This is a genomic window from Streptomyces triticagri (assembly GCF_003429565.1).
Classification (GTDB): domain Bacteria; phylum Actinomycetota; class Actinomycetes; order Streptomycetales; family Streptomycetaceae; genus Streptomyces; species Streptomyces triticagri.
Map to the genome: position 1 here is coordinate 42,010 of NZ_QUAK01000075.1, position 26,955 is coordinate 68,964.

Annotated in this window: 23 protein-coding genes, 1 other RNA gene and 2 pseudogenes; 14 read left to right on the forward strand and 12 right to left on the reverse strand. The window is 72.0% G+C overall.

Going from position 1 to position 26,955, the window contains the following annotated elements:
• Window positions 1–228: 228 nt before the first annotated feature.
• Window positions 229–1,164 carry an SMI1/KNR4 family protein gene (locus DY218_RS13400; protein WP_233521576.1) on the reverse strand — a complete coding sequence of 312 codons (936 nt, stop codon included), beginning with the start codon at window positions 1,162–1,164 and terminating at the stop codon, window positions 229–231.
• A 262-nt stretch (window positions 1,165–1,426) separates the two neighbouring features.
• Here DY218_RS13400 and DY218_RS13405 point away from each other — a divergent pair.
• The 3 genes and pseudogenes from DY218_RS13405 to DY218_RS13415 form a co-directional block, all read left to right on the forward strand.
• Window positions 1,427–1,543 (forward strand): annotated as a pseudogene (locus tag DY218_RS13405) (isocitrate lyase/phosphoenolpyruvate mutase family protein); the annotation flags it as partial.
• Between the two features lie 223 nt (window positions 1,544–1,766).
• The gene (locus DY218_RS13410; RefSeq protein WP_233521577.1) at window positions 1,767–2,258 is read left to right on the forward strand and encodes a hypothetical protein; all 492 of its coding nucleotides are present in this window, start codon (window positions 1,767–1,769) and stop codon (window positions 2,256–2,258) included.
• 34 nt (window positions 2,259–2,292) lie between these two features.
• The gene (locus tag DY218_RS13415; protein ID WP_128556218.1) at window positions 2,293–2,658 is read left to right on the forward strand and encodes a hypothetical protein; all 366 of its coding nucleotides are present in this window, start codon (window positions 2,293–2,295) and stop codon (window positions 2,656–2,658) included.
• Between the two features lie 845 nt (window positions 2,659–3,503).
• On the opposite strand, the gene rnpB is transcribed toward DY218_RS13415, so the two are convergent.
• Window positions 3,504–3,915, reverse strand: an RNA gene (rnpB, locus tag DY218_RS13420) — RNase P RNA component class A.
• Window positions 3,916–4,119: 204 nt separating this feature from the next.
• On the opposite strand from rnpB, the gene DY218_RS13425 reads away from it, so the two are divergent.
• Both DY218_RS13425 and DY218_RS13430 read left to right on the forward strand, forming a co-directional pair.
• Window positions 4,120–4,890, forward strand: a complete 771-nt coding sequence (locus DY218_RS13425) for a MerR family transcriptional regulator (RefSeq protein ID WP_128556219.1) — start codon at window positions 4,120–4,122, stop codon at window positions 4,888–4,890.
• Window positions 4,891–5,577 carry a hypothetical protein gene (locus DY218_RS13430; protein ID WP_128556220.1) on the forward strand — a complete coding sequence of 229 codons (687 nt, stop codon included), beginning with the start codon at window positions 4,891–4,893 and terminating at the stop codon, window positions 5,575–5,577.
• On the opposite strand, the gene DY218_RS13435 is transcribed toward DY218_RS13430, so the two are convergent.
• The gene (locus DY218_RS13435; protein ID WP_128556221.1) at window positions 5,528–6,967 is read right to left on the reverse strand and encodes an RNB domain-containing ribonuclease; all 1,440 of its coding nucleotides are present in this window, start codon (window positions 6,965–6,967) and stop codon (window positions 5,528–5,530) included. The genes DY218_RS13430 and DY218_RS13435 overlap by 50 nt on opposite strands.
• Before the next feature lie 134 nt (window positions 6,968–7,101).
• Here DY218_RS13435 and yaaA point away from each other — a divergent pair, with 134 nt between their 5' ends.
• From yaaA to eda, 3 genes and pseudogenes are all read left to right on the forward strand, one after another.
• Window positions 7,102–7,902, forward strand: a complete 801-nt coding sequence (gene yaaA, locus DY218_RS13440; RefSeq protein ID WP_128556222.1) for a peroxide stress protein YaaA — start codon at window positions 7,102–7,104, stop codon at window positions 7,900–7,902.
• A 111-nt stretch (window positions 7,903–8,013) separates the two neighbouring features.
• Window positions 8,014–9,038: pseudogene (locus DY218_RS13445) on the forward strand (alpha/beta fold hydrolase).
• A gap of 72 nt (window positions 9,039–9,110) precedes the next feature.
• Window positions 9,111–9,734, forward strand: coding sequence for a bifunctional 4-hydroxy-2-oxoglutarate aldolase/2-dehydro-3-deoxy-phosphogluconate aldolase (gene eda, locus DY218_RS13450; protein ID WP_128556223.1), 624 nt, complete (start codon window positions 9,111–9,113; stop codon window positions 9,732–9,734).
• Window positions 9,735–9,784: 50 nt separating this feature from the next.
• Here the strand turns inward: eda and DY218_RS13455 are convergent, their stop codons facing one another.
• The 3 genes from DY218_RS13455 to DY218_RS13465 are packed head-to-tail and all read right to left on the reverse strand — an operon-like array spanning window position 9,785 to window position 12,688.
• A complete protein-coding gene (locus DY218_RS13455) occupies window positions 9,785–11,017 on the reverse strand; it encodes a bifunctional RNase H/acid phosphatase (protein ID WP_128556224.1) in 1,233 nt (410 codons plus the stop codon).
• Between the two features lie 16 nt (window positions 11,018–11,033).
• Window positions 11,034–11,777 carry a zinc ribbon domain-containing protein gene (locus DY218_RS34215; protein WP_199566722.1) on the reverse strand — a complete coding sequence of 248 codons (744 nt, stop codon included), beginning with the start codon at window positions 11,775–11,777 and terminating at the stop codon, window positions 11,034–11,036.
• The gene (locus DY218_RS13465) at window positions 11,774–12,688 is read right to left on the reverse strand and encodes a Nif3-like dinuclear metal center hexameric protein (protein ID WP_128556226.1); all 915 of its coding nucleotides are present in this window, start codon (window positions 12,686–12,688) and stop codon (window positions 11,774–11,776) included. The genes DY218_RS34215 and DY218_RS13465 overlap by 4 nt, the downstream gene beginning before the upstream one ends.
• A gap of 286 nt (window positions 12,689–12,974) precedes the next feature.
• Between DY218_RS13465 and DY218_RS13470 the strand changes: the two genes are divergently transcribed.
• Together DY218_RS13470 and DY218_RS34535 are read left to right on the forward strand one after the other, a co-directional pair.
• The gene (locus DY218_RS13470) at window positions 12,975–14,279 is read left to right on the forward strand and encodes a hypothetical protein (RefSeq protein WP_128556227.1); all 1,305 of its coding nucleotides are present in this window, start codon (window positions 12,975–12,977) and stop codon (window positions 14,277–14,279) included.
• Window positions 14,280–14,326: 47 nt separating this feature from the next.
• Window positions 14,327–14,500 (forward strand): hypothetical protein, encoded by a 174-nt coding sequence (locus DY218_RS34535; protein ID WP_199566717.1) that lies wholly within the window; start codon window positions 14,327–14,329, stop codon window positions 14,498–14,500.
• Between the two features lie 150 nt (window positions 14,501–14,650).
• Here the strand turns inward: DY218_RS34535 and DY218_RS13475 are convergent, their stop codons facing one another.
• Genes DY218_RS13475 through DY218_RS13485 form a run of 3 tightly spaced genes read right to left on the reverse strand, consistent with a single transcriptional unit; the run spans window position 14,651 to window position 17,639 of the window.
• The gene (locus DY218_RS13475) at window positions 14,651–15,601 is read right to left on the reverse strand and encodes a 3-oxoacyl-ACP reductase (protein WP_128556228.1); all 951 of its coding nucleotides are present in this window, start codon (window positions 15,599–15,601) and stop codon (window positions 14,651–14,653) included.
• Between the two features lie 60 nt (window positions 15,602–15,661).
• Window positions 15,662–16,738 carry a Zn-dependent alcohol dehydrogenase gene (locus DY218_RS13480; protein ID WP_128556229.1) on the reverse strand — a complete coding sequence of 359 codons (1,077 nt, stop codon included), beginning with the start codon at window positions 16,736–16,738 and terminating at the stop codon, window positions 15,662–15,664.
• Window positions 16,739–16,784: 46 nt separating this feature from the next.
• Window positions 16,785–17,639 (reverse strand): MaoC family dehydratase, encoded by an 855-nt coding sequence (locus DY218_RS13485; RefSeq protein WP_128556230.1) that lies wholly within the window; start codon window positions 17,637–17,639, stop codon window positions 16,785–16,787.
• 548 nt (window positions 17,640–18,187) lie between these two features.
• Between DY218_RS13485 and DY218_RS13490 the strand changes: the two genes are divergently transcribed.
• Both DY218_RS13490 and DY218_RS13495 read left to right on the forward strand, forming a co-directional pair.
• Window positions 18,188–19,381 carry a sensor histidine kinase gene (locus DY218_RS13490; RefSeq protein WP_128556309.1) on the forward strand — a complete coding sequence of 398 codons (1,194 nt, stop codon included), beginning with the start codon at window positions 18,188–18,190 and terminating at the stop codon, window positions 19,379–19,381.
• A gap of 102 nt (window positions 19,382–19,483) precedes the next feature.
• Window positions 19,484–20,116 carry a response regulator transcription factor gene (locus tag DY218_RS13495; RefSeq protein WP_128556310.1) on the forward strand — a complete coding sequence of 211 codons (633 nt, stop codon included), beginning with the start codon at window positions 19,484–19,486 and terminating at the stop codon, window positions 20,114–20,116.
• A gap of 24 nt (window positions 20,117–20,140) precedes the next feature.
• Here the strand turns inward: DY218_RS13495 and DY218_RS13500 are convergent, their stop codons facing one another.
• The 3 genes from DY218_RS13500 to DY218_RS13510 all read right to left on the reverse strand — a co-directional run bounded on the left by DY218_RS13500 (window position 20,141) and on the right by DY218_RS13510 (window position 25,046).
• On the reverse strand, window positions 20,141–21,574 hold the full coding sequence (locus DY218_RS13500) for an MFS transporter (RefSeq protein WP_128556231.1): 1,434 nt from the start codon (window positions 21,572–21,574) through the stop codon (window positions 20,141–20,143).
• A gap of 109 nt (window positions 21,575–21,683) precedes the next feature.
• Entirely contained in the window at window positions 21,684–22,874 is a 1,191-nt protein-coding gene (locus tag DY218_RS13505) for a lipid-transfer protein (RefSeq protein ID WP_128556232.1), read from the reverse strand.
• 6 nt (window positions 22,875–22,880) lie between these two features.
• Entirely contained in the window at window positions 22,881–25,046 is a 2,166-nt protein-coding gene (locus tag DY218_RS13510) for an acyl-CoA dehydrogenase (RefSeq protein ID WP_128556233.1), read from the reverse strand.
• Window positions 25,047–25,193: 147 nt separating this feature from the next.
• On the opposite strand from DY218_RS13510, the gene DY218_RS13515 reads away from it, so the two are divergent.
• Window positions 25,194–25,853, forward strand: coding sequence for a class I SAM-dependent methyltransferase (locus tag DY218_RS13515; protein ID WP_128556234.1), 660 nt, complete (start codon window positions 25,194–25,196; stop codon window positions 25,851–25,853).
• A gap of 45 nt (window positions 25,854–25,898) precedes the next feature.
• A complete protein-coding gene (locus DY218_RS13520) occupies window positions 25,899–26,906 on the forward strand; it encodes an N-acetylmuramoyl-L-alanine amidase (protein ID WP_128556235.1) in 1,008 nt (335 codons plus the stop codon).
• The last annotated feature ends 49 nt before the right edge of the window (window positions 26,907–26,955 follow it).

Below are 26,955 nucleotides of genomic sequence, written 5' to 3' on the forward strand. Positions count from 1 at the left end.
GATGGCTGCGCATCTTCACATCTCCGCAGCCACACCCAGAATCAGGGCGCATTCCACAAGTTCCCCGCCCCTGCCTGGCGGATGCTCGACGGTGACAAGTTCTGGGTGAGCAACCCGGGCTATGAGCACTGCGCCTGGGGACAGGGAGCCACCTGCTCCTGGAAGAGGATCAACTAACTGCCGCGGGGTGCGGGGCAGGTCTCCAGAACCGCTCCCGCGCCCCTGGCCTCACCCGGCGAAGGGCACCCAGAGGGCCCGCTGATCAGGATTGGTCGGCGGGCCCCATACCAATGAACCGTCAATCAGCCCCGGTTTAGGCGCTTCGATCAGGCCAGGTGTCTCCAGAGCGTCCGCCATTTCTTCCAGATACGCCGTCAACGATTCGTACTTGGGCCAGCGCTCCGCGAACCGGCTCCAGTAGCAGAGCAGGCCAGTCGCTGTGTCCAAGTACAGCCCCGAGCTGAAGTCATCGGCCCGGAAAGAAAGGACGGGGATCCAGCCAGGCCGCCAGAACGTGAACTCGTCGTCGCCGCGTGGCTGGCGCTCATCCTCCTGTCGCTGAAAATCCATCTCCGTTCGGTGCACCTGCAGGACGGAACTGAGGCTCATCAAAGCGCGCCTGCCTAGCATGAAGGCGGAGTGACGACTGCTGTGAACGCCCGCGCACAGGCGCCACAAGGCCTGGAGCGGCGCGGGGACCTCAGCCCCGAGGGCTTCTTCCAGGGCGCGGATCTCGCCCTCGGAAGCGCCTCCTTCCAACAGGGCGTGCGAGTCGGGTGCATGCATGCGCAGCCAAGACTCGATCCGCCTCCACGCTGCGGTCACCTGCCGCACATGCAGGTGCTCCGCTCGAGGGTCCGATGCTTGTGCTTGGCCCTCAGGAACTTCAGAGGGCGCGGACATCTGCCCCGCCTCGACGGCCACGATCCGTAGCAATCCCTCCTCGAGCTCCGGCGAGCCGACGGTGTACGTGATGCGGAGGGCGGGGCAGTCCTCGAACGTCTCCCCGTCAATGTCGGTCTCGTACACGGATGGAGTGCCCGTCGGGCGGCCCAACAGCGGATCGTCCTCCAGCTGCCGAACCAGTATCTTCAGGGCATATGTGACACCCTGGCCCAGTTCAGCGCAGCGTTGCTGCATTTCCGCAGGCACCTCAACGGCCAAAATCTTCTCCTCTTTCGCTCCAGCGCCACACCGTATGCGCACGGGCGCCGTGGCTCAGGGTTCAGTGACTGAGCTAACACCCCCGCCGATTCCATGAAGCCCGGCACCGCAATTACAGCGACGCAGGATCTAGGTGTGCTGTCACCAACGTCCAGGGACAGCACAGTTAGCCGCCAAGGACAGCATCGGCTCGCGCATCACGCAGAGGCACAGCGGACCTTCGGCTGGCGCGAAGCCGGTGACGCTCCGCAATGGCCACTTCGTGCGCGACCTGGACACCTACGGCCTCCTCACAGCAGGGATCGCCTCGGTCACCGTTGCGGTGAACACCACGGCCCACCCCGTCAAGCACGACCTCGACCGTTTCCGACGCATCGGCGCCGTACTGCTGTCAGATGCCTGATCGGAGCGGCGGGTTCTCCGCGTTTTCCATGATCCTTGTCATACGTGGATTCGCTTCACCGGCTGCCCGCGGGGATGTGAAGGTCTGTGCGAGCCACCGCCCTGACCAGGCGTGGCCGCACTCGCTCCCACACCGGGTGGGGCGAGCGACCAACACAGGGGGAACCACCGTGTTCACGATTACTACGCGCCGCACTGCCATGGCCTCGATAGCCGGCATCACCAGTGTGGCCCTGCTCGCCGTCGTAGCGCCCAGTGCATCGGCCGCCGACGACATCCGGGCCAAGGCCACGACGACGGCCGCCGCGGCACCGGCCCAGTCCCAGGAACTGACCGCCGAACAGCGCCAGTTCATCGAGCAGGGCATGGGCAAGGATGCCATGGCCGAGATCGAGCAGGGCATGAGCGAGAACGCCTCCGGCGACGTCCAGACCCGCGCCTTCCCGATCGCGGCCGCAGCCATAGCCGCGGCATCCTGGTGCGCCAAGGGCGCACTGGGCAGCATCCCGACCTCGGTACTCAGCGACATCGCGGCCGGAAAGGCCTCCAGCAAGAAGACCTACGTCCGCAACGCCATCATCGGCTGCCTCGGCGGCGAGATCGGCGGCGTCGTCTGGAAGTTCCTGCCGGGCTGGGTCAAGGACAAGGCCGTTAACATGGTGATCGCCTTCATCATCAAGTACATCCGCTGAGGTCGTCCAGGCCCGACCAGCACAAGAGGCGCGTATGGCCTACCTGTTCATCTTCGGCTGTTTCTTCCTGCTGGGCCTGGCCGGTGCGCTGGCGGCCCGCACGGGATATCGCGGCAAGGTCTGTGACCGGTCGCACGGCTACGAAGTCCCGGCCGAGGTCAAGTACGACCCCGCTCTGCGGAAACGGGCGAACGACCTGGTGGCCTTCTGGTGCACCGGCGCATCCGCGCTCGGTTTCGCACCGCTCGTACCCATCGGCAGCGTCCTACTGAGCGGCGGCGGCAAGTCCGTCTCGACCTGGGGCCTCGCAGCCTTCGCGCTGTACGGCCTGGTGGTGGCGACCGTGGGCATCTACCCGTTCGAGAAGATCAAGCAACTCGGCGACTCAACAAAGCGCTGAGCCTTCGGCACCGGCCGGCCTCGCCGGTCTCCCGCACCGCGACGGGAGATCGGCGACCAAGGCCTGCGGACGCGGCCGGAACCGTCGACGCCGCCATCCGCGAGAACCACTGGCCGCCGACGAGGCGTTCCGTCATCACCCGCCGCGCACCCAAGGAAGCACAGATCCTCCCCGCCCACGCGGGATGATCCACCAAGAAGCGTCCGGACAGCGCTCTTCCTCCCTCCCCGCAGTCACCGGCCCAGGAGGAGCCGAGGACGGTATGCGCGTGAGTCCACAACAACATCTGGCACACCAACTTCCCCCCCCCCCCCGCGGCAGGCCTTCGCGCATGTATTCCGCTATAACGCCGGCCAGAACGACGAGCCTCCCTCGGCGGCGCGGCGCTCGACATGCATAAGCCAACGCGGCCGCACATCCATCCGATACCGTTCCCCATGTCCCCACCCACCTGGGGGTGTTTCGCTCAGGCGCGCTTCGACATACTCGTCCACTTTGCACTGCGCGCCAGCGCGGGGTCGTGAGCGGCCGCCAGCTCCAGCGCCGAGGCCCGATGGACCCTGACGGCACTGGGGTACTCCGAGGCGGCGGGCGCCCGAGTCGATGGCAAGTGGTCGCTGCCAACTCCGCGCCCGCCGTCGCACGTTCCCACGTTCCGTGCGCCCCGTCCAGGGTTCGAACCCGCGCACACTCCGGCTCGTACCCTCACAAGCCAACCCGTCCCGTTGCACATCCATTGCACAAACGCCCGGGCGCTCCCGGGAAACCGCAGGTCACAGCGGGACACCTTACGCAACGCAAAACGACCCTGACCCGAGGAAAACCCCAGGTCAGGGCCATAATGGCGGACGAGTCGGCCTGTACGCCGGGTTCTGTCGCTCCGGGGTCTTGCGGCCCGGGAGGAGACGGCCATCCATCTGGGACCGGCATTGCTGTCGGCCTCGTGCGGTCTACCCGCGGACTCGGGCGGGCAGCCCTCGGTCGTCCGCGCAGGATCCTCTCTCGAGGGTCCCTCTTGACCTTGCTCCGGGTGGGGTTTACCTAGCCGCCTGGGTCACCCCAGGCGCTGGTGGTCTCTTACACCACCGTTTCACCCTTACCGGGATCCGTACGCGTACGGTCCCCGGCGGTCTGTTTTCTGTGGCACTTTCCCGCGGGTCACCCCGGGTGGGCGTTACCCACCACCCTGCCCTGTGGAGCCCGGACGTTCCTCGACGTCGATCCGGAGATCGGCGCCGCGGCCGTCCGGCCGGCTCGTCCGCCGTGGCGACCATGCTACCCGTCGCGAGCAGGGCCGGAGCACGAAGGCCGCGGCCGTGCAGTTCGAGCGTCAGCATGCCATGGTCCCGGTCCTCGAGGCCTTCGGGGAGGTAGGGGCGGGCGGGGCAGGACACTCACCAGCCGGTCGCCCCAGCGGCCGCCCCTTGACCTTGTCGTAGCGTCAAGGTTTCTACTGGGCTCATGCGGATCGGAGAGATCGCCGCCCTCGCCGGGGTCACCCCGCGGGCCGTCCGGCACTACCACCACCTCGGGCTGCTGCCCGAGCCCGAGCGCCGGCCCAACGGCTACCGCGCCTACGGCGTGCGGCACGCCGTCGAGCTGGCCCGGATCAGGCGGCTGACCGAACTCGGTCTCGCGCTCGCCGAGATCCGGGACGTGCTCGCTGACGACGAGGGACGCGAACTCACCGAAGTGCTCGTCGAGTTGGACCGGGATCTGGCGCGACAGGAGGCCGAGATCCACAGTCGGCGCGAGCGTCTCGCCGGTCTGCTCGAACAGGTCCGGGACGGCGGCCTCCCGCCCGAGGGTCCGGTCTCGCCGGGGCTCGCGGAGCTGTTGCGTGCCATCGCCCCGAGCGACTCGCCGACCGCCCGCAAGGACCGAGGGCACCTCGCCCTGGTCGACTCCCTGGTGGACGACGAGCAGCGCGACGCCTTCCTGGACGCCCTGCGGCCGCTGGCCGACGACCCCGAACTCGCGGCCCGGACGGCCGAGTTGTACGCGGCCCTCGACGAGCTCGCCGACGCGCGCGTGGACGACCCGCGGATCGCCCCGCTGGCCGCCGAGTTCTCCGCCGCGGTGCCGGACACCCTGCTGCGCCTGATGGGCTCCGGGCCGCCCGCGGACGGCCACCCCTTCGGTCAGGCCCTGCTCGGTGACTTCGCACCGGCCCAGGCCGAGGTCGTACGGCGGCTGATGGCCGATCTCGTCCGCCGATCCCGGGAGTTGTGAATGCACGCGCAGAGTCCCCCGCCGGCCTCGCCTCCGCCTCCGCCCCCGCCGCCCAGCGGCCGGCGTACGGCCGTCCTGCGCCGCGTCGTCCGGCACGAGGCCGCCGCGCTGCGCAGCCTGCTGCTGTGGGTCGCACGGCGCAGGGACGGTGTGGGCCCGGGCGACCACGCCGCCGGGTACACCGCCCCGCAGACCGCGATGCTCTACGGACTGCTGTTCGTCGCCGTCGTCGAGACCGTCGCGCTCGCCGTCCTGGTCCCCTGGCCCGTGGTGCACGCGATCCTGCTCGTGGTGGACGTGTACACCGTGGTGCAGGTCGTCGCGCTGCACGCGTCCTGTGTGTCCCGTCCCCATGTGGTGGGCGCCGACGGCTCGTTGCGCGTCCGCAACGGTGCGCTCTTCGACGTACGGATCCGAGCCGAGTCCGTGGTCCACGCGCGCGTAGAGAGGCGTTACCCGGGCGGCGGGACGCTCTCCCTGGACGACGACGGCGTCCTGGACGTGGTCGTCGGCGGCCAGACCACCGTGCGGGTCGAACTCGCCGGGCCCGTCCGCTTCGTACGGCCGCTGGGCCGCGTCGGCCACGCGCGCGCGGTGCGGTTCAACGCCGACGATCCCGAGGCCCTGGTGGCCGCCCTCAGGCGGGAGCGAACAGCACCTTCGCCGCCCCCGGCGCAGCCTGCGTGAGCCGCACCCGCAGCCGTTCGCCGAGCGGCAGCGGGGCGGTGCCGCCCTCGATCCGACCGACCACTGCGGGCTCCTCCAAGTGCACGGTGCCGACGGGGCGTTCACCGTCGCGCACCTCGATGACGTACGCGTCGAAGAGGTCGCCGACGCGGTCCGCGAGGAGGGCCGCCTCGATCAGGTCGATGCTCTCGCGCTCCAGGGCATTGGCCCGGCGGGTGCCGTCCGCCATCTCGCCGGGGAGCGCGTCGAGCGCTTCGAGGACCCAGGCGGGCGGCTCTCCGCCCGCGGCCGCGGCGAGGCAGAGCTCCAGGGCGTAGCGGTCGACGAGCCGCCGCAGCGGGGCGGTGCAGTGCGTGTACGGGGCGGCCACCGCGGCATGCAGATGCGGCTCCGGTACGTCGCCGCCGCGGAACGCCGTGTACCCGGCGCCGCGCAGCAGGGTGGTGCACTCCTGCAGGAAGGCGGCGTTCCGGCCCACCGTGGGGTCGAGTGAGCGCACCACGTCCGCGTAGGAGACATGGTGCGGCCAGTCGACGCCGAGGGCCCGGGCGGAGCGGCGCAGGCGGCCGACCGCGCCGTCCGGGGCGGCGGGCAGGGTGCGCAGGATCCCGGTGCCGCCGCGGAGCATCAGATCGGCAGCGGCCATGCCGGTGAGCAGGGAGATCTGTGCGTTCCACGCCTCGGCCGTGACGGGCGCGCGGTAGGCGAGGCGGAAGCCGCCGTCGGCGGTCTCGACCTCCTGTTCCGGCACGTTCAGGGAGATGCCGCCGCGTTCCGCCTCGATGCGTTCGCGGTGCCGGCCGATCTCCGCGAGGAGCGACAGGGGCTCCTCCGCGGTGCCGGTGTCGATGGCGCGCTGCACCGAGTCGTAGTCGAGCCGGGCCCGGCTGCGGACCAGGGCGCGGCGTACGTCGGTCGTCGTGCGGTGTCCGTCGGCGTCCAGGTCGATGGTCCACAGGACGGCGGGCCGGGTGCGGTCCGGCAGCAGGCTGGCCGCGTCCTCGGAGAGCAGCGGTGGATGCAGCGGGATGCGTCCGTCGGGGCAGTAGAGGGTGACCACGCGCGCGTGGGCCTCGGTGTCCAGGCGCCCGCCCGGGCGCACGTACGCGGAGACGTCGGCGATGGCGTACCGGACGCGGTAGCCGGTGGCGGTCCGCTCCAGGAACATCGCCTGGTCCAGGTCCATCGATCCGGCCGGGTCGATGGTGAAGAACGGGATGTCGGTGGCGTCCTCGCCGGGAAGCCGCGGATCGGCGGCCGCCTCCCTGGCCTCTTCGAGGACGTCCGGCGGGAAGGTGTCGGGCAGTTCGAGTCCGGCCCGCAGTTCGCGCAGGGCGGTCTCGAGGGGCTCCTGCGCTGCTGCGGTCACATGCATCGGTCGACGCGGCACAGTCCTGAGGGTAGGGCCGGGTGCGCCGCGCGGCCCGTCGGCCGGAGCCACGGGGCATGGGTGCCCGGCCGCGGCGGCCGGTTAGGCTTCGGCAGAACCAGAAGTCGTAGAAGGACTCGTAGAAAGAGGCGAAGGTGCTCGTCCTGCTGCCGCCGTCCGAGGGAAAGGCGGCGCCCGGCCGCGGTGCCCCGCTCAAGCCGGAGTCCCTCTCGCTGCCCGCGCTCACTCCGTACCGCACGGCCGTCCTGGACGAGCTGGTGGAGCTGTGCGCCGCCGACGAGGACAAGGCGCACGAGGTGCTCGGTCTGAGCGAGGGCCTGCGCGGGGAGGTCGCCAAGAACGCGGCCCTGCGCACCGCAGGTACCCGCCCGGCCGGTGACGTCTACACGGGCGTCCTGTACGACGCACTCGACCTGTCCACCCTGGACAGCGCCGCGAAGCGCCGGGCGGGCAAGTCGCTGTTGATCTTCTCCGGGCTGTGGGGCGCCGTGCGCATCGGCGACCGGATCCCGTCGTACCGCTGCTCGATGGGCGTGAAGCTGCCCGGGCTCGGGGCGCTCGGCGCGTACTGGCGCGGCCCGATGGCCGAGGCGCTGCCCGAGGCGGCGGGTGACGGCCTCGTCCTCGATCTGCGTTCGTCGTCGTACGCCTCGGCCTGGAAGCCGAAGGGGCGGACGGCCGAGCGGACGGCGACGGTCCGGGTGCTGCACTCGCAGATGGTCGACGGGGTCGAGAAGCGTTCCGTGGTCAGCCACTTCAACAAGGCGACGAAGGGCCGCCTGGTACGCGATCTGCTGCAGCGCGGCGTGCGCCCCGCAGGGCCCGCGGAGCTCGTGGCGGCGCTGCGCGACCTCGGTCATGTGGTGGAGGCCGAGCCGCCGGCCAAGGCGGGCCGCCCGTGGCAGCTCGACATCGTGGTGACCGAGATCCACTGAGTCCCGGGCCGCCGGCCGGACGCCGTTTGCCGGTCCGGCAACATCTCTCGCGGGCCGCGCCGCACCTGCCGCATGCTCCGGAGCACGGACGCACGCAGCGAGGGAGATGCGATGACGCAGCAGGACCGGCCGTACGACACCACATCCGGCGCCCCCGGCGCGTCCGCTGCGGGCAGGGCGCGGCACCGCCTGATCCCGTCCCCTGCGGGCCGGATCCACCTGGTCGAGCAGGGCTCGGGACCGCTGGTGCTGCTCCTGCACGGCTTCCCGGAGTTCTGGTACTCCTGGCGCCGCCAGCTGCCCGCGCTCGCCGCGGCCGGCTATCGGGCGGTCGCCGTCGATGTGCGCGGGTACGGCCGTTCGTCGCGGCCCGCGGACCCGGCCGCGTACCGGATGCGGGAGCTGGTGGAGGACAACGTCGCCGTGGTGTGCGCGCTCGGCGAGCGGACGGCCGTGGTCGTCGGGCACGACTGGGGGTCGACGATCGCGGCCGACTCGGCGCTGCTGAGGCCCGATGTGTTCCGTGCCGTGGGGCTGCTCAGCGTGCCGTTCAGCCCGCACGGCGGGCCGCGTCCCGGTGAGATCTTCGCCGGGATGGGCGGGCCGGAGGAGTTCTACGTCTCGTACTTCCAGGAGCCGGGCCGGGCCGAGCGGGAGATCGAGCCCGATGTGCGGGGCTGGCTGGCCGGCTTCTATGCGGCCCTCTCGGCGGACACCATGCCCGGGCCACAGGCGCCCGATCCGCATTTCGTCACCGCGGGCGCGACGCTGCGCGAACGGTTCCCGTCCGGGGTACGGCCGGCTGGCTCACCGAGGCCGAACTGGACGTCTACGCCGCCGAGTTCGAGCGCACCGGCCTGACCGGGGCGCTGAACCGCTATCGCTCGATGGACCGCGACTGGAGCGATCTCGCCGAGCTCGACGGCGCGGTGCCGACCCAGCCTTCGTTCTTCGCGGGCGGCTCCCTCGACGCCTCCACGACATGGCTCTCGGAGGCGATCGAGGCCTATCCGAAGACGCTGCCCGGCCTTGTCTCGTCGCACCTCCTGGACGGCTGCGGACACTGGATCCAGCAGGAACGCCCCGACGAGGTGAACGCGCTCCTGACGGGGTGGCTGGACGCACTGCCGACCTAGGTAGCGCCAGTGGGTTGCATTATGCGCAACGCGCTTTGCGCATAATGCTGCGGTCACGGCAGGATGATTCCCATGACTTCGCCCTCGGTCCTCGAACTGGCCCCCGTCGTCCCCGTCGTCGTCGTGGCGGACGCGTCCGACGCCGTCCCGCTCGCCCGCGCCCTGGTCGCCGGCGGCCTGCCCGCGATCGAGGTCACCCTGCGCACCCCCGCCGCGCTCGACGCGATCCGCGCCGTCGCCGCCGAGGTGCCGGACGCCGTGGTCGGCGCGGGCACCGTGATCTCCCCGGAGAACGTCACGGACTCCGTCGCGGCCGGCGCCCGGTTCCTGGTCAGCCCCGGCTGGACGGACCGGCTGCTCGACGCGATGAAGGCGTCCGGGGTGCCGTTCCTGCCGGGCGTCTCCACCACCTCCGAGGTGGTGGCCCTGCTCGAGCGCGGAGTGCGGGAGATGAAGTTCTTCCCCGCCGAGGCCGCGGGCGGCACCGCGTACCTCAAGTCCCTTGCCGGCCCGCTGCCCGCAGCCCGGTTCTGTCCGACCGGCGGGATCGGCCCGGACTCGGCGCCCTCCTACCTTGCGCTGCCCAACGTCGGCTGTGTGGGCGGCAGTTGGATGCTCCCGGCGCAGGCGGTCGCGGACCGCGACTGGGCGCGGGTCGAGTCGCTGGCCCGTGCGGCGGCCGCGCTGCGGCCCTGAGGCGGCGGCCAGGGCGGGGATGCCCGGGCGGGACGATCTCCGGGCGGGGCTCAGCGCAGGTGCGAGGTGTCGTTGAGCAGGCGGACCGCGGCGTTCCCGTCGGCGTAGTACGCGACCGCCGACAGGGACGCGGCCGAGAGGTCCATCCGGAACATCGCGTCCGGCGGCGCTCCGAGGGCGAGCCGTACCAGTGTCTTGACCGGTGTGACGTGCGAGACGACGAGCACCGTGCGGCCCGCGTACCGCTCGATGATCCGGTCCCTGGCCTCGGCCACCCGCCCCGCCACGGTCGCGAAGGACTCCCCGCCACCGGTGGGCGCCGCGTCCTGGGAGGCGAGCCAGGCGGACAGGTCGTCGGCGTACAGCTCGGAGACCTGCCCGAAGGTGAGGCCCTCCCAGGCGCCGAAGTCCGTTTCGCGCAGGCCCTGTTCGATCGCCACGTCGAGTCCGGTGCGGGCCGCGACGGCGGCCGCGGTCTGCCGGCAGCGGGCCAGCGGTGAGCTGACCACCGCCTCGATGGTGCCGCGGGCGGCCAGCGCTTCGGCGACCCGCTCGGCCTGCTCGCGGCCCGCGTCCGAGAGGGCGGGATCGTCGCCGCCGCTGCCGGAGAACCGCTTCTGCGGGGTGAGCGCGGTCTCGCCGTGCCGCAGGAGTACGAAGGTGGTGGGCGTCCCCAGATCCGGCGGCGCGGCGGCCGGTACGGGGGCCTTCACGGCGGCGGGTACGCGGGACTCGGGCGACGGGACGGATGCTGCCGCGCCCGGCGCTTGTCCCGTGTCGGCGACGTTCCGCTGAGCGACGTCCTGCTGAGCGACGTTCCGCGCGGCCCGTGCGTCCAGATCCGCCGTCGACGCGGACGGCGACCACTGCTCGCCGCGGCTGCCCGCGTCCATCGCCTCGTTGGCCAGCCGGTCGGCGTGCTTGTTCTCGGCGCGCGGGATCCAGGCGTACGACACCTGCGCCGGCGGCAGCACACGGGCGGCCTCGGCGGCGAGCGGCTGCAGATCCGGGTGCTTGATCCGCCAGCGGCCCGACATCTGCTCGACGACCAGCTTGGAGTCCATCCGGACCGTCACCGACGCGGTCGGGTCCAGGTCACGGGCGGCCCGCAGACCGGCGAGCAGGCCGCGGTACTCCGCGACGTTGTTGGTCACGACGCCGAGGTATTCGGCGACCTCCGCCAGGGTCTCGCCGCTCTCCGCGTCGAGGACCACCGCACCGTAGCCGGCGGGCCCCGGATTGCCCCGGGAGCCGCCGTCCGCCTCGACGATGAAGGTCCGCATGACGGCCCGGCCGGTACTAGAGACCGGACTCGGAGGTGCGTACCAGGATCCGGCGGCAGTTCTCGCAGCGCAGAACCGTATCGGCGGCGGCCGCGCGGACCTCGTTCAGCTCGGTGATGTTGAGCTCCAGGCGGCAGCCCTCGCAGCGGCGCTGGAAGAGGCGGGCGGCGCCGATGCCGCCCTGCTGCTCGCGCAGCTTGTCGTAGAGCTTCAGGAGGTCGGCGGGGACCGAACCGGCCACCACGGAGCGCTCCTTGGTGACCGAGCCGGCCTCCTCGTCGATCTCGCCGAAGGCGGCGTCACGGCGGGCGGTGGCGTCCGCGATCTTCGCCTCGACCGAGGACACCCGCTCGGTGAGCTCGCCGACGCGCTCCTGCGCGGACTCGCGGCGCTCCATGACCTCGAGCACCACGTCCTCCAGGTCGCCCTGGCGCTTGGCGAGGGAGGCGATCTCGCGCTGCAGGTTCTCCAGGTCCTTCGGCGAGGTGATGGCGCCGGAGTCCAGGCGCTGCTGGTCGCGGGCCGCGCGCCGGCGCACCTGGTCGACGTCCTGCTCGGCCTTGGTCTGCTCGCGGGCGCAGTCGCTCTCCTCGGTGCCGGCGGCGACGAGCAGGTCGCGCAGCTGGGTGAGGTCCTTGGTGAGCGAGTCGATCTCGGCGTGCTCCGGCAGCGCGCTGCGCCGGTGCGCCAGCTGCTGCAGCCGTACGTCGAGGGCCTGGACGTCGAGAAGTCGGATCTGGTCGGCGGGCGCGGCGTTCAGTTGGGGGCTCCAGATGAATCGTGTATGGCGGAAGGGTGCAGGTCCCCCGAGGGGCCCGCGTGGTCCGCGGCGCCTGGCTCGGAGTGGGCGGACGCCGCGTGGGCGGTCCAGGGGTCGGTGACCGTCGTCGACACATGGACCCTGAGGTCCCAGCCGTGCCGGTCGGAGATCTCGTCGAGCTGGGCTGCGGCCAGCTCGCACCAGGGCCATTCGGTGGCCCAGTGGGCCGCGTCGAGCAGCCCGAGCGGAGTCTGCTGTGTCGCCTCGGAGACGGGGTGGTGGCGCAGATCGGCGGTGAGGAAGGCGTCCACGCCCGCTGCCCGCACGGCGTCGAAGAGGCTGTCGCCGGAGCCGCCGCTGACCGCGATCCTGCGCACGCTCGCGTCCGGGTCGCCGGCCGCGCGGATGCCCTGCGCGGTGGCGGGCAGCCGCTTCGCGGCGTGCGCGGCCAGTTCGCGCAGCGGCACCGGGTGGTCGAGCTCGCAGATCCGGCCGAGGCCGCGGCGTCCCGCCGGGTCGGTGGGGTCCGGCACAAGGGGGCCGACGACGCGCAGGTCGAGGGCGCCGGCGAGGGCGTCGGAGACTCCCGGGTCGGCGGTGTCCGCATTGGTGTGGGCGACGTGCAGGGCGATGTCGTTCCTGATCAGGGTGTGCACCGCGCGGCCCTTGAAGTGCGATGCGGCGACCGTGGTCGTACCGCGCAGATAGAGCGGGTGGTGGGTCACCAGGAGGTCGGCGCCGAGCGACACGGCCTCGTCGACGATCTCCTGCACGGGGTCGACGGCGAACAGGACGCGCGCGACGGGGGCGTCGGGATCGCCGCAGACCGTGCCCACCGCGTCCCACTGCTCGGCCCGCTCCGGGGGCCACAGGGCGTCGAGCGCGGCGGTTACTTCACTGAGGCTGGGCACGGGGGAAAGGCTACCTGGCTCTCCGGACACACCCCAGGCGCATGCACCGGTCGGTGAGCGGCTGGAGCGGGAGCGAAGGAGTGCCGCCACCGGGCCGGGCGGCGGCCGGCTCCTACGGACTGCAGAAACGATGGGTGCAGCGCAAACGCCCGATGCGGTGCAGCACAGACACCCCACGGCCCTCAGGCGAACCGGAGCATCGCCACCCTTATGTGTGAAGTGCGCGGCAGCGGGTGCGACGGCAGCGCGTACGAAAACTAGCTTCATCGCCGGAGGTGACCACCCGATGACGGTCTGTGCCATGGAAAGTGCCGCGGCGGACGGCGCCGTACGGCGGGAGTTCACTGTCGCTGCGGACGGCTCCTACGCCGCGCGGCTCGCGCCGGTCGGCGACGCCTGGCGCCCCGAGCGCTGGACGCTCGACGGTCCCGAGCCCTACGTCGTACCGCTCCCTCTCGACCAGCCCGAGGAACCGGGCACCGAGGTCCTGCCGATGGCCGACGGGCGGGTGCTGGTGCACCGCACGTCGGGCGTCCCGGACGCGGAGCCGGATTCGCCCGGCGCATCGCCCGCGGGGGGCGTGCGCCATCAGTTCTCGCTGCTCTATCCGACCGGGCCCGGCACCGGCGAGGTGCAGCTCGGCTGTGTGGAGGCGGAGTCGCTCACGCTGCTCGCGCCCTCGCCCAGCGGTTCCTGCGCCTACGCACTCGCGCCGGGCGCCCGCTCCACGGCCGTGTGGCTGGTGGCGGGCGGCGCCTTCGGGCCCGAGTACGTGGCCGAGGTCCCGGGGCAGTGCACCGGCGGCGTCTGGCTGGACCGTACCGGCCGGATGCTCGCGCTCGACCAGGAGCTGGACGGGCGCACCAAGACGGTGGCGGTCGATCTGGAGCGGGGCGGCGAGGTGTCGCCGCTGCTCCAGATCACCGAGGAGAGCAACGACCGGCTGCTGCTCGCCGACCCCGACAGCGGTCTGATCGTGGTGCGTTCGGACGCGGCGGGGCACGACCGCATCGGCTGGGGTGTGCTCGGCAGCACCCTGCCGATCCGGTTCCCGGACAGCCTGCGGCTGCCGGACTGTGCGGTCACGCCGTTCGCCGTGCAGGGCGGTCAGCCGCTGCTGCCGGAGAACTGCGCGGTGGCCTTCCGGATCGACGGCGGTGCGGGGGCCTGGATCGGTCTGTGGCGGCCCGCGCAGCGGCAGTTGCACCAGATCGCCGCCCCGCAGGGCTGGCTGTCGGGCACCGGTCTGTTCTCCCGTGACGGTGTGCTGTGCCTGCCGTACGCCACCGATGCGGTGCTCTGCGGCGTGGCCACGATCGCGGCGCCGCCGGTGACGGCACCGGGGGCGGACGGTGCGGCGAGGGCGGACGGTGCGGCCGGGACAGACGCTGCGGCGGGGGCGGCCGTGGCGGCGGGATCGAGCGAGACGGCGGGACAGGCCGGGGCGGCGGGTGAGGCGGGCGCGGCAGGGGACTCCGCGGCGTCCGGGGAAGCAGTCGCGGACGAAGTCCCGGACTCCGCGACGGACGGTGCGACACGCCCCGTTCCCCTGCAGCAGGCACCCCTCACCCAGCGGGTGACGGCCGGTTAGAATCACCGGCCTGTTGTCAGACGATCTTCTTACGGGGTGACCGATCCATGACCGAGAACAGCACCACACCGGCCGAGCCGGACACACCCGGCGGGCAGGGCAGACACCGTGGCCCGGCCGCCGCCCAGGACGCCGCTCCCGCCGACGGCCCGCGCGGCCGGCACCGGCGTACCGAGGAGGACCGGGCGGAGGAGCAGGAGAGTCGGAGCCGGGCCGCCTGAGTCCGGGAACCCCGGCACCGCCGCGGCAACTCCCTCACAGAAGAACGGAGTTCGGGCCCGTACCGCGTGACCGGCGGTACGGGCCCGTTCTCGGTCGCGACGGCCGCACCACCACCGGCCGTCGCGCGCATCGGAGCCGCGGAGCGGGCTTCAGCCCCGCGGCTCGTGCTTCAGTCCGAGCACCTCGGCCGCCGCGAAGGTCTCGCCCTCCGGCCGCTCCGCGTAGTACGGGGAGACCAGCTCGTCCAGCTCCTCGAAGGTGAAGGCCTCCTTGGCGGTGTCGAACCGGGCCGCCACCTTCGGGCGTTCCATCACGGCGACCATCCCGCCGTGCACGACGAGGAGTTGACCGTTGACGCGGGCGGCCGCGGGCGCCGCGAGATAGCCGACCAGCGGGGCGACATGCTCGGGCGAGAGGGGATCGAGTGCGTCGTCGGACGGCTCGGCGAAGCCGGCGAAGACGTCCTCGGTCATCCGGGTGCGGGCGCGCGGGCAGATCGCGTTGGCCGTCACGCCGTACTTGGCGAGGGCCAGGGCGGTCGAGGTGGTGAGGCCGACGATGCCGCCCTTGGCCGCCGCGTAGTTGGGCTGGCCCGCGGACCCGGCGAGATACGCCTCGGACGAGGTGTTCACGATCCGTCCGTAGACCGGGCCGCCCGACTCCTTGGAGCGGGAGCGCCAGTGTGCGGCGGCGAAGTGGGTGGTGTTGAAGTGGCCCTTGAGGTGGACCCGGATCACCGAGTCCCACTCCTCCTCGCTCATCGAGAAGACCATCCGGTCGCGCAGGATGCCCGCGTTGTTGACCAGGATGTCGAGCGTGCCGTACGTGTCGATCGCCGACTGGACCAGGGCGCGGGCCTGTTCGTGGTCGGCGACGTCGCCCTGGTGGGCCACGGCCCGGCCGCCCGAGGCGCGGATCTCGGCCGCCACCTCCTCGGCGGGTCCGTCCGATGCGGCGCCCGAACCGTCGCGGCCGGGCTGCCCGTAGTCGTTGACGACGACGCTCGCGCCGAGCCGGGCGAGTTCGAGCGCCTCGGCCCTGCCGAGTCCGCGGCCCGCGCCGGTGACGACGGCCGAACGGCCCTCAAGCGGAAGTGACATGGTGGATCCGGGTCCTCTCAGGAAGGAAGCAGCTACGGGCGGCCGGGTGTCGGCTCCGGGTCAGACCTCGATACAGGTCCGCAGGGCCACTCCGGTGCGCATCTGGTCGAGGGCCTCGTTGATCTCGGGCAGCTGCACCCGGTGGGTGATCAGGCCCGCCAGATCGATACGGCCGGCCCGCCAGAGCGCGATGGAGCGCCGGTACGAGCCGAGGACGTCACCGCCGCCGTACATCGAGGGCAGGATCCGCTTCTCGTCGAAGAACAGCTCGAACATATTGAGCTGCAGGAAGTCGTCGAGAGCTCCTGCGCCGACGATGCAGAGGGTGCCGCCGCGCCGGGTGGTGTCGTAGGCGACGCGTGCGGTGGCGGACTTGCCGACCACCTCGAAGACGTAGTCGAAGCCCTCGCCCGCGGTGATCCGCTGCTTGGCGTCGTCCAGGGCATCGGGGGCGACGGCCTCGGTGGCGCCGAACCGCAGCGCGGCCTCGCGTCGTGACTCGACGGGATCAACGGCGACGATCTGGGCGGCGCCCTTGAGCCGCGCACCCTGGATCGCGGAGATGCCGACACCGCCGCAGCCGATCACCGCGACCGACGAACCGGCCTCCACGTCCGCCGTGTTGACCGCGGCGCCGAGTCCGGTGGTCACTCCGCAGCCGATCAGGGCGGCGATGTCGAAGGGCACGTCGTCGGGGATCGGCACCGCACAGGCCGCGTCGACGACGACCTCCTCGGCGAACGTCCCGGTGCCGGCGAAGCCGAAGACATCGCCGCCGGAGCGCTTGAAGTTGGGTACGCCGGCGTTCATGAAGCCCGCGAGACAGAGCTGGGTCTGGCCGCGCAGACAGGACGGGCACTCGCCGCAGGACGGCAGCCAGCACATCAGCACCCGGTCGCCCTGCTTCAGGGAGGTGACGCCGTCGCCGACATCGAGGATCTCGCCCGCGCCCTCGTGCCCGGGGACGAAGGGGGCGGGCTGGGGCAGTACGCCGTTCATCGCGGAGAGGTCGGAGTGGCAGAGCCCGGTGGCCCGGACCCGTATCCGCACCTTGCCCGGGCCGAAGCCCACCGCCTCCAGGTCGTCGACGACCTCGAGCTTCTCCTGGCCTGTCTCGTGCAGTACGGCTGCGCGCATCGGTGCGGCTCCTTCGGCTACTCGGTCAGCTGTGCTCGTACTCGGGTCAGCTGTGCTCGACGACGGTGTCGGACAGGACGGCCGCGTCCTCGCGCTCCACGGCCGTCACCGTGATCTGCACCCGGCCCTCGGAGCGCCACATGCGCACCCGCAGGGTCTCGCCGGGGAAGACGACTCCGGTGAACCGGGTGCCGTACGACGTCACGCGGGAGACGTCCGCGCCGAGTTCGGTGTCCACCACGGCCTTCAGGGTCATTCCGTAGGTGCAGAGGCCGTGCAGGATCGGCTTGTCGAAGCCGGCCAGCTTGGCGAACTCGGGGTCGGCGTGCAGAGGGTTCCAGTCGCCGGAGAGGCGGTAGAGCTGGGCGAGGTCCTCCCGTACGGGGATCTCGACGGTGCGATCCGGTGCGCGGTCGGGCAGCTCCTGGCGCGCGGAGCTGCCGCGTTCGCCGCCGAAGCCGCCCTCGCCGCGGATGAAGATCTGGCTGTCGCAGGTCCACAGCGGACCGTCGTCGTCGGCGGCCTCCGCCCGCAGTACGACCACCGCGGCGCTGCCCTTGTCGTACACGGCCGCGACGCTCGCCTCCTGAACTGCCTTGCCCTGTACGGGGATCGGCCGGTGCAGGGTGACCTGCTGGCCGCCGTGCAGCACCTTCGTGAGGTCGACGTCGATGCCGGGGGCCGCCAGACCGCCCTGGCTGGCCATGCCGCCGCCCGCGACGGTGGCGAAACTGGGCAGCACATGCAGCCGGGACTCGAGGGTGTAGCGCAGTTCGTCCGGGTCGGTGGCGGGCGTGCCCGCGCCGAGACCCAGGTGGTAGAGCTGGATGTCCTTGTGGCCCCAGGTGAGTTCGGCGCGGCGGGGCGCAGCGGCTACGGCCTGGGCGGCATCAATGGGCATGTGGACGCTGCTCCTTGGTGAGGAGGGACACGACTGCCGGCGGGGCGGTGCGCGGCGGGCATCGTCGGGGTGCGCATCTGCGGGCGGATGGGGTCAAGACCTCGGTGCGACCGTCCGCACCGTCGGCCGCACCGAGGTCGTCCTGGACCGGCCCGGTCCGCCGTCCGGATCGACGTTCTAGAACGCGTTCTAGGCCGGTTGGCCCCATGTATAACGCAGCGCCGTGGAGTTGTGAATACTCCTGACTGGATGTCAGATACGGACCGGGTGCCCCGTCCGCCGCGGCCACCCGGGACATTTGTCCTGCCGAGGACCGGACAGGCGGATCTGCCGCGGGGGCGGGCCCGCTCCGTAGCGTCGGTGACATGACTTGGACGACCGACTTCCACCCGGAAACGACCGACCGGACCACGACCACGACCACCCGGCCGAACGACACGACAGGCGGCCCGACCGCCCCCGCCGACCGGCCCACGGAGCACATCGGGCGCTTCCCGGCCGCACACACCGACGCCCCCTGCACGACCACCGCCCCGGACAGCGCTTCAATGGGGCCGATGGAGTGCAAGAAGCTGACGGGCCGGCTCGGCGGAATGCTGCGCGGCCGCGCCCCGGGGCCGGGATCGCCGCGGACCGCGTTCGCCTATCTGCCGTTCCTGCTGCTCGGCATGGGCGCGTTCTCGAACGTGGTACGCAGCGAGACGCCGAATCCGATCGTCGGCGGCGTCGGCCTCTTCGTCTTCAACTCCCTCTACATCTTTGTGGTGTTCCGGTCCTTCGACCCGAAACGCCGCAGTCACCCCGCCACCTTCGGGGCGCTCGCCGCGATGGCCGTCGTGACCTTCGCCCTGGCGCTCACCATGCAGGGCGGCGGCTGGCTGATGTTCATCCCGCTGCTCGCGCTCGCCTGCGGCACCGTGCTGCGCGGCAAGTGGCTTGCGGGCACCCTGGCCCTGCTCGCGGGCGGCGGCGCCACCGTCGCGGGGCTGCGCGGCGGCCCGCTGGACGCGGTCACCATCGGCTACGGCAGCCTGGTCAGCGGACTGGTCGCGGCCGCGCTGCTCACCCTCTCCGAGACCATCATCGAACTGCGGGACACGCGCCAGGAGTTGGCCCGCAGCGCGGTGGAGCGCGAGCGGCTGCGCTTCTCCCGCGATCTGCACGATCTGCTCGGGCACACGCTGTCCGTGATCGTGGTGAAGTCGGAGGCCGCGCGCCGGCTCGGCCCGCGCGATCTGGACGCGGCGATGTCCCAGGTCGGCGACATCGAGACGGTCGGCCGCAATGCCCTGGCCGAGATCCGCGAGGCGGTCACCGGCTATCGCGAGGGCAGCCTCGGCTCCGAACTCGACCGGGCCCGCGACACCCTGGGCGCCGCCGGGATCGCCACCGTCGTACGCCAGTCGGGCCCGCCGCTGCCACCCGGCATCGCGGCCCTGCTCGGCTGGGTGGTGCGCGAGTCGGTGACCAATGCGGTACGGCACTCCGGCGCCGAGCGCTGCGAGATCGAGGTGTCCCGGACCGACGACCGGGTCCGGCTGGTGTTCACCGACGACGGGCGCGGCCCGGACCCGGCGACGCTCTGGGAGGAGGCCGCGACCGGGCACCCGGGCAGCGGACTGCGCGGGCTCGCCGAGCGGCTCGCGGCGGTCGGCGGCACCCTCGAGTCCGGCGCCGCCCCGGAGCTCGGCTTCCGGGTCACCGCGGAGGTGCCCGTGGACAGCTCGCCGGATCAGCGGTGAAGAAGGCGACGGCGGACCTTCCGGTGCCCCGCTGCACGGCACGCGTTTGCGCAGCGCACGGCGAGGTCCGTCGCGCGCCCGTACGCTGAGCCCGTGAACGAGATGCCCGAGGAACGGCGCCCGAGGAAATCGTTGAGAGTACTGCTCGCCGAGGACCAGGGCATGATGCGCGGAGCGCTCGCCCTGCTCCTCGGCATGGAGCCGGACATCGAGGTGGTCGCGCAGGTCGCGGCCGGTGACGCGATCGTGGACGCGGCGCTCACCCACCGGCCGGACGTCGCGCTCCTGGACATCGAACTGCCGGGCCGCAGCGGCCTGGACGCGGCGGCCGACCTGCGCGACGAGTGCCCGGACTGCCGGGTCCTGATCCTCACCACCTTCGGCAGGCCGGGCTATCTGCGCCGCGCGATGGACGCGGGAGCGGCCGGATTCCTGGTCAAGGACGGCCCCGTGGAGGAGCTCGCCGAGGCGATCCGGCAGGTGCTGCGCGGCGAGACGGTGATCGACCCGGCGCTCGCGAAGGCGGCCCTGAGCGCCGGGCCCAACCCGCTCACCGAGCGGGAGTGCGACGTACTGAAGGCCTCGGCGGACGGGGCCACGGTGGCCGATGTCGCCGATCGACTGCATCTGTCGGAGTCGACGGTGCGCAACTATCTGTCGTCGGCGATCGGCAAGACCGGTACGCGCAACCGGACGGAAGCGCTCCGTGAGGCCCGCAGCCAGGGCTGGCTCTGAGGCCGCACCCCGCGGCCGCCCTGCTCACGGCTTACGGGCGGCGGCCCGGGTCGCCGGCATCCACAGGAGCATCACGACCACCCCGGCGAGCAGGATGAACCCACTGGTGCGGAAGGCCGCGGCGTACCCCTCGGTCAGGGCCTGACGGCTGTCCGAGCCGGCGCTCGCGGACGCGGCCACGGTGGACAGTACGGCGAGACCGAGCGCACCGCCCATGGTCCGCGAGGTGTTGATGAGTCCGGACACCAGGCCCGCGTCCCCGGGAGCCGCGCCCGAAGTGGCGAGCGAGGCGAGCGGGGTGGAGGCCAGGCCGGCGCCGAGCATCATCAGGATGCCGGGCAGCATGATCGAGGTGACGTACGCACCGTCGGGAGTCATCGTCGACTGCCAGCCGAATCCGGCGGCCGCCACCACGATGCCGATCATGGAGACGTTCTTGGCGCCGATCACCGGCATCAGACGCGGGGCGACCTTGGAGCCGACGACCACGCTCAGCGAGCTGGGGATCAGCGCGAGTCCGGCGAGCATCGCCGAGTAGCCGAGGACGTTCTGCGCGTACAGGGTCATGAAGAACCACATGGCGAACATGGCACCGCCGCACACGAACATCGACGCGTTCGCCGCCGACACCGACCGCACCCGGAACAGCTTCAGCGGCATCAGCGGGGACTTGCTGCGCGCCTCGACGAGCAGGAATCCGCCGAGCAGCGCGAGGCCGACGGCGAGCGGCACCAGGGTGGCCGCCGAGGTCCAGCCCTCGATCTCGGTCTGCACGATGCCGTACGCGAGGGTGGCGAGTCCGGCGGTGACCAGGATCGCGCCGGGCAGGTCGAGCCGTCTGCCGCGGTCCGTCGTCCCCTCGCGCAGCCAGGCGACCCCGGCGGCCAGGACGAGCACGCCGATCGGCACATTGATCAGGAGCACCCAGCGCCAGGACAGCAGATCGGTGAGGACGCCGCCGACCAGACCGCCGGCCGCACCACCGCCGGCCCCGACCGCCGACCAGGTCCCGATCGCCCGTATCCGCGCGGGCCCCTCGGGCACCGCCGAGGTCAGCAGGGCCAGCGTGGACGGGGCGAGCACGGCGGCGCCGAGGCCCTGCACGGCGCGGGCGGCCAGCAGCTGCCAGCCCTCCTGGGCGAGCCCGCCCGCGAGCGAGGCGGCGGTGAACAGGCCGAGTCCGACCAGGAACATCCGCTTGCGTCCGAAGAGGTCGCCGGCCCGGCCGCCGAGCAGCATGAAGCCGGCGAAGGCTATGGAGTAGGCATTGACGACCCACTGCAGGCCGACGGCGCTCATCGCGAGATCCGCCCGCATCGACGGCAGAGCGGTGTTGACCACGGACACATCGAGCACGACCAGGAACTGCCCGGCGCACGCGGCGAGTACGACCGCCCACAGGGGCGGTGATTTCACGGGCGCGGCGGCGAGGTAAGTGTCAGTGGGCGTCTGGACCATGACGGACATGGTCCCAGGCCGCGCTCGCCGAGTGCATCGGGGTTTCGACGCAGCCGCCGTACGACGTCGGGCCTAGGTCCCCGGTCCCCGGTGCCGCCGCACCCTCGCGTCACGGTTTCCGCAGCAAGGTCACCACCGCCGCACCGCCGAGCCCGATGTTGTGCGCGAGGCCGGTGCGGGCGCCCTCGACCTGCCGTGCGCCCGCCTCGCCGCGCAGCTGCCAGGTGAGCTCGGTGGCCTGTGCGAGGCCCGTGGCGCCGAGCGGATGGCCCTTGGAGATCAGCCCGCCGGAGGGGTTGACCACCCAGCGCCCGCCGTACGTCGTCGCCCCGGACTCGAGGAGTTTGCCGGACTCTCCGTCGGCGCACATGCCGAGCGCCTCGTAGGTCAGCAGCTCATTGACGGAGAAGCAGTCGTGCAGTTCGACGACGTCCACGTCCTCGATGCCGAGGCCCGCCCGCTCGTACACCTGCCGGGCCGCGGACCGGGACAGCGGTTTGCCGACGACGTCGATGCAGGAGCCGGAGGCGAACGACTCCTCGGTGTCGGTCGCCATCGCCTGCGCCGCGATCTCGACCGCGCGGTCGCCGAGCCCGTGGCGCTCCACGAAGCGTTCGGAGGCGACCACGGCCGCCGCGGCGCCGTCGGAGGTCGGCGAGCACTGCAGTTTGGTGAGCGGTTCGTGGATCGGCTTGGCGGCGAGGATCTCGTCGACCTCGTAGACGTCCTGGAACTGGGCGTACGGATTGTCCGCCGAGTGCCGGTGGTTCTTGGCGCCGACCGCGGCGAGCTGCGCGGGCGTGGTGCCGTACAGCTCCATGTGTTCGCGGGCCGCGCCGCCGAAGATCTGCGCGGTGGGCGGGGTCATCTCGAAGCCGTGCCTGGCGGCCATGATCCCGTAGTGCCGGGCCACCGGCGAGGTCTTGAAGTCCTCCCCACCGCTCTCTCCCCCGAGCGCGCCACGCGCCATCTTCTCGAAGCCGAGGGCCAGTACGCAGTCCTCGAGACCGCCCTCGACGAACTGGTGCGCCATCATCAGTGCGGTGGAGCCGGTCGCGCAGTTGTTGTTGACGTTGTAGACGGGCACCCCGGTCAGGCCCAGTTCGTAGACCGCGCGCTGGCCGGCGGTGGAGACCTGGAAGCAGTAGCCGACGGCCGCCTGGCCCACCTGGTCGTAGCCGATGCCCGCGTCGTCGAGTGCCTTGCCGCCGGCCTCCTTCGCCATGTCCCAGTACTGCCAGTCGCGCGATTCGGGCTTCTCGAACTTCGTCATGCCCACACCGACGAGATACGCCTTCATAAGCTCTCAATCCCTTGGCAGGCCGAGGATGCGCTCGGCGACGACATTGAGCTGGACCTGGGTGGTGCCGCCCGCGATGGTCAGACAGCGGGAGAGCAGGAATCCGTGCACCGCGCGCTCACCGGGGCCTTCACGCAACGCCCCTTCCGGGCCGAGGAGTTCGAGCGCAAGCTCGGCCACCTGCTGCTGATGCACGGTCTGTACGAGCTTGCGCACCGAGGCGCCCGGCCCCGGGTCCGCGCCGTCGACCTGCCGGAGCGTGGTCCGCAGCGAGATGCAGCCGAGGGCCTGGGCGTCGGCTGCGAGTGCGCCGATCCGCGCGCGGGAGGCGCCGTCCAGCTCGGCGGACCTCTCGACGAGCGCCTCGAGCCCGGTGTCGAACGTCAACTGGTCGGCCATGTGCACGCGTTCGTTGCCGAGCGTGTTGCGGGCGACCCGCCAACCGTCGTCCACCTCGCCGACGACGGCGTCCGCGGGCAGCAGGGCGTCGTCGAAGTAGACCTCGTTGAAGAGGGAGTCCCCGGTCATCTCCTTCAGCGGCCTGATGTCGATGCCGTCGGTGTGCTTCATGTCGACGACGAAGTAGGTGAGCCCCTTGTGCTTGGGGGCGTCCGGGTCGGTGCGGGCGAGCAGGATGCCGTGGTCGGCCCACTGGGCGGCGCTCGTCCACACCTTCTGGCCGTTGATGCGCCAGCGGCCGTCCTCGGTGCGCTCGGCCCGGGTGGTCAGGGACGCCAGGTCGGAGCCGGCGCCCGGCTCGCTGAACAGCTGGCACCACAGGAGTTCGCCGCGCAGGGTCGGGCCGAGGTAGCGGTCCTGCTGCTCGGGCGTTCCGTGGGCGATGAGCGACGGGACCACCCAGGTGGCGATGCCGAGGTCACTCGGCCGCACCCCGGCTTCGGCCAACTCATGTTGTACGGCGAGCTGTTCGACGGGACCCGCGCCGAGCCCGTACGGCCGGGGCAGGTGCGGGGCCGCGTACCCGGTCGGCGCGAGCACCCGGCGGGCGGCAGGCGGGTCGAGTCCGCGCGCGGGGGCGATCGCCTCGCGGGCCCGCTCGCGGAACTCGGCTGCCTGCGGCGGCAGTTCGAGAGTCAGCGCGCGCCGGGCGCCGCCGGCGGCGAGGCGTACGGCACGCAGGCGGTGGGTGTCGCCGGCACCGAGCAGCTGCCGGGCGACGAGCGCGCGGCGCAGATACAGATGGGCGTCGTGCTCCCAGGTGAAGCCGATGCCGCCGAGGATCTGCACACAGTCCTTGGTGCAGGAGTACGCGGCGTCCAGGGCGCTCCCTGCGGCGAGAGCCGCGGCCAGTCCGCGGACGTCCGGTGCGGCGTCGTCGAGTGCGCGGGCCGCGTCCCAGACCAGGGCGCGGGCCGCCTCCAGACGCACCAGCATGTCCGCGCAGAGATGCTTGACCGCCTGGAACTTGCCGATGGGGCGCCCGAACTGCTCGCGCACCTTGGCGTGTTCGGCCGCGATGGCGAGCGCCCGGTCCGCCGTGCCGCAGGCGTCGGCGGCGAACAGCACTGCGGCGACGTCCCGTACGAGGGCGCTGTCCAGGTCCAGGATCCGGGACCGCGGCACCCTGGTGCCGTCCGCGCGCACCTCGGCGGTCGGCCTGGTCGGGTCGGCGCTGTCGTGGGCGCGTACGAGCAGGGTCCGTGCGTCGACCGCGGCCCATACGGTGCCCTGTGCGCTCGAAGCGGCGAGCAGCAGCAGATCGGCCTCGGCGCCGGAGAGCACGGGCGGGGCGGCACCGTCGAGGACGAGCCCCTCGTCGTCCAGGACGGCCGTGAGCGAGCCGGGGCCGAGCGCGAGGGCGGCGATGCGTTCGCCGGTGGCGAGCGGGGCGGCGAGTTCGGGCGGGCCGGTCCGGGCGAGCAGCGCCGCGGTCGTGACATGAGCGAGGAACGGGCCCGGCAGTGCGGCCCGCGCAGTCTCTTCCACGACGACGGCCAGATCGGTCGGGTCACCGCCCTGGCCGCCGAGCTCCTCCGGCAGATGGATGCCGGGCAGGCCCTGGGCGACGGCCCGGTCCCAGTAGGCGGGCCGGCCCGGTGGTGCGGCGGAGTCGAGGAGTTTGCGGGTGGCTTCCGGAGGCGTGGTGCGGGCGGCCCAGCCGCGTACGGCATCGGCCAGTTCACGGTGTTCCTGCGTGATTCCGATCCCCATGCGGCGCACAGTAGAACACGTTTCATTCTGACGGAAGGTCAGATCGGTGACCGTTCTCCGTGCAGCCGGTCGCCCCCGCGGGCCGCCCCACCCCCGCCGTACGGCAGCATGGGGCCCGTCCGTACGCGTACGACCAGGAGGAACGCCATGGCCCCGAGGCCGACCGGTCCGGAAGTCCCGCCGGAAGTGCTCGCCGCCTTCGAGGCCGCCAAGGGGTTCATGCCCGCCGACGAGGGTCTCGCCCTGCACGCCGCTGCCACCGAGGCCGCCGCGCTCGGCCTGCCGCTGCTCGAGGTCGGCACGTACTGCGGGCGCTCCACCATCCTGCTCGCCGACGCCGCCCGCACGGCCGGCGTGAGCGCCGTCACGGTCGACCATCACCGCGGCAGCGAGGAGCAGCAGCCCGGCTGGGAGTACCACGACCCGACCGTGGTCGACTCCGAGGTCGGCCTGATGGACACCCTGCCCACCTTCCGGCGCACCCTGCACCTGGCGGGCCTCGAGGACCATGTGATCGCCGTCGTCGGCCGCTCCCCCGCCGTCGCGCGCGTCTGGGGCGGCCCGCTCGGCCTTGTCTTCATCGACGGCGGACACACCGACGAGCACGCCACCGCCGACTACGAGGGGTGGGTGCCGCATCTCGCCGAGGGCGGCCTGCTGGTCATCCACGACGTGTTCCCCGACCCGGCGGACGGCGGCCAGGCCCCGTACCGGATCCATCAGCGCGCGCTGAAGTCGGGCGCCTTCGACGAGATCTCCGTCACGAACTCCCTGCGCGTGCTGCGCCGCACCGGGTCGGGGATCTGAGGACTCCTCGTCCCGCTCCGGCAGGTAGGGCCTACGCTCTCTGTCGTGTCGTACGACGATCCCAAGAGCCCGTCCCCCACCGGCCGCCGCCCGTTCCGCCGCGGTGGCGCCTATGTGGCCGTGGCCGCACTGGTGCCGGCCGGACTCGCGGGCTGGCTGCTCTGGCAGGTGGCGAGCGGGTCCGAAGAGCAGGGTGCACCGGGGGCGCAGACCGCGGCGAGCCCGAGCGGCTCGCAGAGCGAGAGCGCCGCACCGCCGGAGAAGAACCCCGACGGCGAGGACGAAGAAGCCGACAAGGGAGACAAGGGCGGCAAGGACGGCAAGGGGGACGCCAAGTCCACGGCATCGCCGCCTGAATCGGGCAAAGGCGGCAAGTCCGGCCCGCTCGAGGGCCGACTCATCGTCATCGACCCGGGTCACAATCCGAACAACTTCCGGCATCCGAAGGACATCGCCCGGCTCGTCGACATCGGCACGGGCCGCAAGGAGTGCGACACGACGGGCACGTCCACCAACGACGGCTATACGGAAGCCGAGTTCACCCTCGACGTGGCCCACCGACTGCGCAACGCACTCCGCGAGCAGGGCGCCACGGTCCGCCTGACCCACAACGGCGAACGCCGCTTCGGCCCCTGCGTGAACGAGCGCGCCCGCATGGGCAACGACTGGAAGGCGGATGCCGTGGTCTCGCTGCACGCCGACGGCTCCGGAGCGGGCAACCGCGGCTTCCATGTGATCAGCCCGGCGAAGGTGAGCGGCGGCGACGCCGACACCGGTAGGATCACCGGGCCCTCGCGCGAGCTCGGCACACGCATCGCGGGCGGTTTCGTCCGCAGTACGGGCAGCAAACCGTCCAACTACATCGGTTCGGGCACGGGACTTGACGTCCGCGACGATCTCGGCGGGCTCAATCTGTCCACTGTGCCCAAGGTGTTCATCGAATGCGGCAATATGCGCGACTCGAAGGACGCGGCTCTCCTGAAGAGCGCCGACTGGCGCCAGAAGGCGGCGGACGGGATCTCGGAGGGCATCGCGGGCTTCCTCAAGGGGTAGAGCCGGGAGTGCGGAACTGGGTGCGTCCGAGCTGCGTCTGGAGTCTGTA